We start from the raw sequence: 5,486 nt of genomic DNA on the forward strand, positions 1-5,486 counted from the left end.
AATCGTCACCGTAGCGCCATTATTGATCGCCGCCAGATCACCAGAACCAGGCTCACCAACGTCCCAACCCGACGAACTGTAGTTGCCGTCAACGCCGCCGTTGTCCCACAACACCGTCGGCGTGTACGTGTCCGCAAGGGCCACTGAAGCGGTGAGCATCACCATGGTGCTGCCCGCCATCAACTTACATGTAGAGGGGCTATTCGAACGCATAAAACTCTCTCCTTCCATAAAGACCAGGTTTGAAGCAGATATGACACATCACGAAAAGCTCAAGGGTGATTCAGTCAACCATTTGAAAATCATCAGAAGCACGTCCATCGAGAGATTGATTGCTGTTGCCTGCGTGAACCGAATCTGACTTAAATGAGAACTTCTTAAATATATCTCATATGATTTATTGTGTCAACTAAATGAACAATATATACTCTATAAAGTTCATATGGGCTTGCCTCATCAGCGGAAACCTCCCCGATGCCCTCCAGAGGCCATATTTGCCACCACAGGAGTCGATGCCTTGAACCTCCAGAACTGCCACCTGATCGTCGCACCCCTTACTCCGATGAATGAAGTCGGGGAAGTAGATCTGAATCTGCTCGAAGATCAGGCAGACCTGCTTCTGTCCCGCGGGGCGCAGGGCTTTTACATCCTCGGAAGCACGGGTGAAGGCATGTTGCTGACCCATGCTGAGCGTGTGGCTGTCGCTGAGCGATGGCGTGCGATTCTTAGCCCAGAGATTCCCCTGTTGGTCCATGTCGGCCATGGTTCGATCGAAGAGGCGCGGTCTCTGGCGCGGCATGCGAGTCAGATCGAGGTCTCAGCGATCTCCTCGGTGGGCCCTACCCATTACACCTGCTCGAATCTGCAAACGCTGGTGAACTGGTCTGCATCGATCGCCGCGGCTGCCCCTGAACTGCCTTTTTTCCATTATTTTCTCGGTTCAACACCCACAACGCATCCAGCTCGCGCCAGCGAGTATCTCGCCGAAGCGATCAAACGTATTCCAACCCTTGGTGGGATCAAATACACCCATGAAGATCTCCTGGATTATGGCGACTGCCTGAGGCTCGCTGGCTCGCGTTACCGCGTCTTCTATGGCAAGGACGAGGCCATGCTTGCAGCGCTGTCTCTTGGAGCCCCCGCTTTCGTTGGTGGGACTTACAATCTCTTTAGCCCACTCGCGGTAAAAATCCTCAACGCATATCAGAGCGGTGACCAGCACGCCGCCCGGCAAGCGCAGGAAACGCTGCAGCAATGCATCGGTGTGCTCCGTCGGTATGGCGGTCTTGTAGCGCTTAAAGCAGCGATGTCCTCCCTGGGAATCAATCTTGGGCAGCCAAGGCTCCCTCTGCGCGGCCTCACCGACCAGAACGCGGTCAAGCTAATTGCTGAACTCGAGCAGGTCTGGCCTCAGATGACCGGCGCTGCGGGCGGTACCGTGCGGCTTATCAGCCGCTGATTTTAGCGGCTCGGATCAGCCGCCGGCTCGAAGATCGGAAGGCGTATGTCTAAGCGGCGTCCGCGGGAATCGAGCTTCCGGCGGATCCAGGCCGGCTCGGCGAGGCCCGCTTCCCAGGCACCTAACTCTCGCCGCAGCCGCTCGTAGCGCGACGGGTACTTTTCCACGAGATTCGTAGTCTCACCCACGTCCGTCTTCAGATCAAAGAGCTGCCGTTCCCCGTTGGCGAACAGGATCAGCTTCCAGTTCTCCCGTACGATGGCGGCGTGGTCGTGATAACGCCAGTACAGCGAGCGGACCGGCGGCACGTCGCACTGCCCTGTCATCCGTGGCATCAGGTCGTGACCGTCGAGCGGTCGCGCTCCGGCAAATTCGATCTCCGCCGCAGACAGGGCGGTGGTGTGGATGTCGAGGGATGAGACGGGATGCACGAGGATCTGGCTCGCCGCGATCCTCTCAGGCCAGGCGATGATGAATGGGACGCGGACACCGCCCTCCCAGAAAGTAGCCTTACGCCCGCCTAGGGGCGCATTGCTTGCAGGGCTCTGCCTCGCGTAGCCTGGCCCGGAGGCACCACCGTTGTCTGAGATTAGGAAGAATAGGGTCCCGTCCCCAGCGTCCAACCGCTGACATGCAGCACGCACCCGGCCCACCGCGTCGTCGATGGCGCTCACCATCGCGGCATACACCCGGCGTTCCCCCGCAAGGTGCGCGAAGCGATCTAGGTAGCGGGGCGTCGCCTGCATCGGAGTGTGCACAGCGCTGAAAGAAAGGTATAGAAAAAACGGCCGATCCTGGTCCGCCTCGACGAAGCGGACCGCTTCGCGAGCGAAGGCATCGGTCAGGTACTCTGGCTCGTCGACCACACGGTCACCTTCATAGATCGGGAATGAGCGCCCATGCACGAGATTCTCTCCATCTGCGGCGCGGAGATGTTGGTTGACCCCGGTAAGGAAGCCATAGAAGCGTTCGAAACCGTGATCCAGCGGCCGTGTCCCGTCACGCTGTCCCATGTCCCACTTGCCGATCATCGCCGTGCGATAGCCCTCGCACCGCAGCGACTCAGCAATCGTGGTCTCCGAAGGTGGGAGGCCGAAAGCCGGCTCAGGATCCGGGCCACCATTGTCCTCAAAACCGAAGCGGTTCTGGTACCGACCGGTAATGAGGCCGGCACGCGACGGCGCACAAATCGGACTGCTCACGTAAGCCCTGGTAAATCGCACGCCGTCTCGGGCCAGCGCATCGATATGTGGCGTGATGATGTCCGGTGAGCCGTATACGCCCAAGTCGGCGTAACCGAGGTCATCGATGACAATCAGGACCACGTTCGGTTGCGCCCGGGCAACTGAGGTGGTGATCAACGTCAGCAGGGCGAAAATCCAAATCCAGATCGTGGTCAATCTCGAGACTCCTGTGTGTTGCAAGGAGACCATCATGGCTCGATTCGGTAGCTGAAAAGGTGCGCGTGCTGCATCCGGAAACGCAGAGCGAACGCTCGAGCGCCGCCGATGGTATCGCCGCCAGCCCACCTGACCTGATGATCCAGATCGTCGCTGCGGATAACCTCGCAATCCTGTGCGGAGAAGCCCGGGAGCACATTTCCGTCTCGATCGAGCACCTCCACCGCCATCCGTCCTTCGCTGGCATCCGCGTTCACGATCAGGCGGCCTTCCTCCGAGATCATCGGGCGCGTCGTCACCACACCTTCTGCCCACCGGGCACGCAGCGAGGCCAACCGGTCACGTGGCCAGGTGGCCAGCGCAATCGTGATCCGCTTGGGCGGCCGCATTCCGCCGTGCGTGGTGTTGATCGCGGTGTAGTACAACCAGAGCTCATCACCCACGACGATCGGGTTGTTGGCGATATCCAGGATCGTCCCAGCGTCGTAGTCATATGGTCCGTTGGGTACAACCGGCTCTCGCTTGGTTGTCCGATTCCAGTTTCTGCCGTCTCTACTGTGGATCAGCTGCACGTCAATCGGCCCATCCCAGGCTGACTGGCTAGGTGGATGGACGCGGATCAACCCGGTGACCTTGAAGACCGTGAGAAAGCCCAGATACTGAGAGCCATAACGAAATCCGTTCCAGCCGTAGAACTCCGTTGCCTGCTCGTGCCCGAGAATCCAGTGGTCATCCCACTCATCAGCCACAATGGTCTCGGCAGGGAGACTCCAGTCCCGGAAGTCGCGACTCGTGGTCAACGCACAGGTCCGCTTGGCAAGGATGCCTTGCTTATCCAGTCTTGGAGGCCCGGTGCGAATATACGCGAGGTACTCGCCTGATTCCGGGTCACGGTTCACCGTTGAGAGCTCACTGCCGTACGGGATGAGTGGCTTACCGTCGTTGTAAAACTTCCAGTTCAATCCATCCGCTGAATAGGCGCCCTGGTAACTGCTCCTTGACCCAAACAGCGCCTTGTATCGTTCTTGAGGGTCATCAGCCTGCTCATCCACGAAAACCGTCGGGTTTCTGACGCTTGGCAGAACGATATTGTTCGCGGTCGATCCCTCATACTCATAGAGGCCGAGTTCCGGCCGTCTCCAGTTGATCCCGTCATCAGATTCGGCGTAACAGATGCCCTCTGCTCCGTACCACATCTGAAAGAGGCCTCTCTCCTCGTTGTAGTGAACCGTGCCGTAGATGTAGATCCGATCGTGTTCCCAGGGCATCTCGGGTTCAAGGACTGGTTTCTCACGCTTTGTTGCCTGATGCAGAAACCGTTCGACAGCCACCATCTCACTAACCCGGGCGTCGTCTACAAACAGCTCCGACTGCCCTTCATGTCGGAACGGCTCCTCTGCATGAGTCGGTGCCACGCAGGCCAGAAGAGCTGCCATAAGCGCCAGAGAAGCGCTAAGCTGGGTAAGCATTCCAGATTCCTTTATATGTCTCTTAGATGTGTCGATTGGATATCATCAGCACGCAAATTCGGAAAAGACGAGGCCGCGGGTAAGCGGCCTCGCCCGTAAGCCAATCTCATTTATCGCTGCCGTTGCAGCAATCCCAAACCAATCAGGGTCAGCAATGTGGCGACTCCAGGTTCCGGGACAGCTGCCGAACTACCGAAGTTCGTGGCCAGCAGCGACAGGTCAACAAGATCAACCTGAGTGTCCGCGTTGAAGTTCCCGCCAGCCCATCCCGTGTTGGTGCCGAAGCTTGAGGCCAGCGCTGACAAATCCACGAGATCAACTGACTGGTCGAGGTTGGAGTCACCGGGGAAGGTGCCGAGGACAGAACTGATCATCGCATCCAGATCGCCAGAATCGACAACCGTTGAGCCATCGAGATCGAACACCAGGTCGGTGCTCCCGGCTCGGATAGCGGCCGTGAGTTGATCAATGTCGTCGGCATCAATCACAGTATCCCCGTTGAAATCTCCAGTAAGACCAGCCATGACCAGGGCAAGATTGTTGGCATGGCCATCGCCCCCGTCATAAAAGTACGTCAGGCTGTAATCACCAAAGGTCGTGCCCTCTGGAGCATTCAGGAACTCACCCGCAATTGGGTCAGGCTCCTGACTGTCGATTAAGACGATCGTGCTGGGCGTTGTCGTCATCGCGCTGAGGTCAATAAGCAGTTGACCATCCTGAATGCTCACGCCACCCGGACCATCAAAGATGGTGATCGTGCTGATCCCACCAGCATCGGCGATGAAACTCAGTGTGGCATCAGGACGGTGGGCGTAGCTCAGAGCGGTGATTGTTGCATTGGACCCCGAGATTTCCAGCAAGGCCTCTCCTGGATCCGACCCGCTTGCATCGTTCAGCAGCGTGGTGCCGACATTGAGCGCACCGTTTCCACTGACCCTCACCGTCCCCTTGGTAGGCAGCCCTTCCGCAGCTGGTCTCGCTGCGATGTTGAGATTCCCTGCGGTGTTCCAGGTACCGCCTGAGATGTTGAGGGTGCCTGTAGCGCCAGCGCGTCCGACACGCATGGCGGTGGATGAGGTCCCGTTGACGGTGACCGATCCTCCCTCGAGGTTGAAGATACCCACACCCGAGGCGCTGTAGCCCGGGCCACGCGCGCCG

The 5,486-nt window shown here is 58.4% G+C and carries 5 protein-coding genes; 1 reads left to right on the top strand and 4 read right to left on the bottom strand.

The genetic code is table 11. The annotated features are described in order from the left end of the window. Positions 1-213 (bottom strand): hypothetical protein (locus RIG82_09885; protein MEQ9461248.1); only part of this gene is annotated, 213 nt, incomplete at its 3' end. A gap of 304 nt (positions 214-517) precedes the next feature. Between RIG82_09885 and RIG82_09890 the strand changes: the two genes are divergently transcribed. Next, complete coding sequence (locus RIG82_09890) at positions 518-1,459, top strand: dihydrodipicolinate synthase family protein (protein ID MEQ9461249.1); 942 nt, start codon at positions 518-520, stop codon at positions 1,457-1,459. Between the two features lie 2 nt (positions 1,460-1,461). Here the strand turns inward: RIG82_09890 and RIG82_09895 are convergent, their stop codons facing one another. The 3 genes from RIG82_09895 to RIG82_09905 form a co-directional block, all read right to left on the bottom strand. Continuing rightward, positions 1,462-2,859 (bottom strand): sulfatase-like hydrolase/transferase, encoded by a 1,398-nt coding sequence (locus tag RIG82_09895; GenBank protein ID MEQ9461250.1) that lies wholly within the window; start codon positions 2,857-2,859, stop codon positions 1,462-1,464. Positions 2,860-2,891: 32 nt separating this feature from the next. Continuing rightward, positions 2,892-4,328, bottom strand: coding sequence for a hypothetical protein (locus tag RIG82_09900; GenBank protein ID MEQ9461251.1), 1,437 nt, complete (start codon positions 4,326-4,328; stop codon positions 2,892-2,894). Between the two features lie 110 nt (positions 4,329-4,438). Next, on the bottom strand, positions 4,439-5,486 hold a 1,048-nt coding region (locus RIG82_09905; GenBank protein MEQ9461252.1), incomplete at its 5' end, for a hypothetical protein.

The organism is Phycisphaeraceae bacterium, from assembly GCA_040222855.1.
In the GTDB taxonomy this organism is placed as follows: domain Bacteria; phylum Planctomycetota; class Phycisphaerae; order Phycisphaerales; family Phycisphaeraceae; genus Mucisphaera.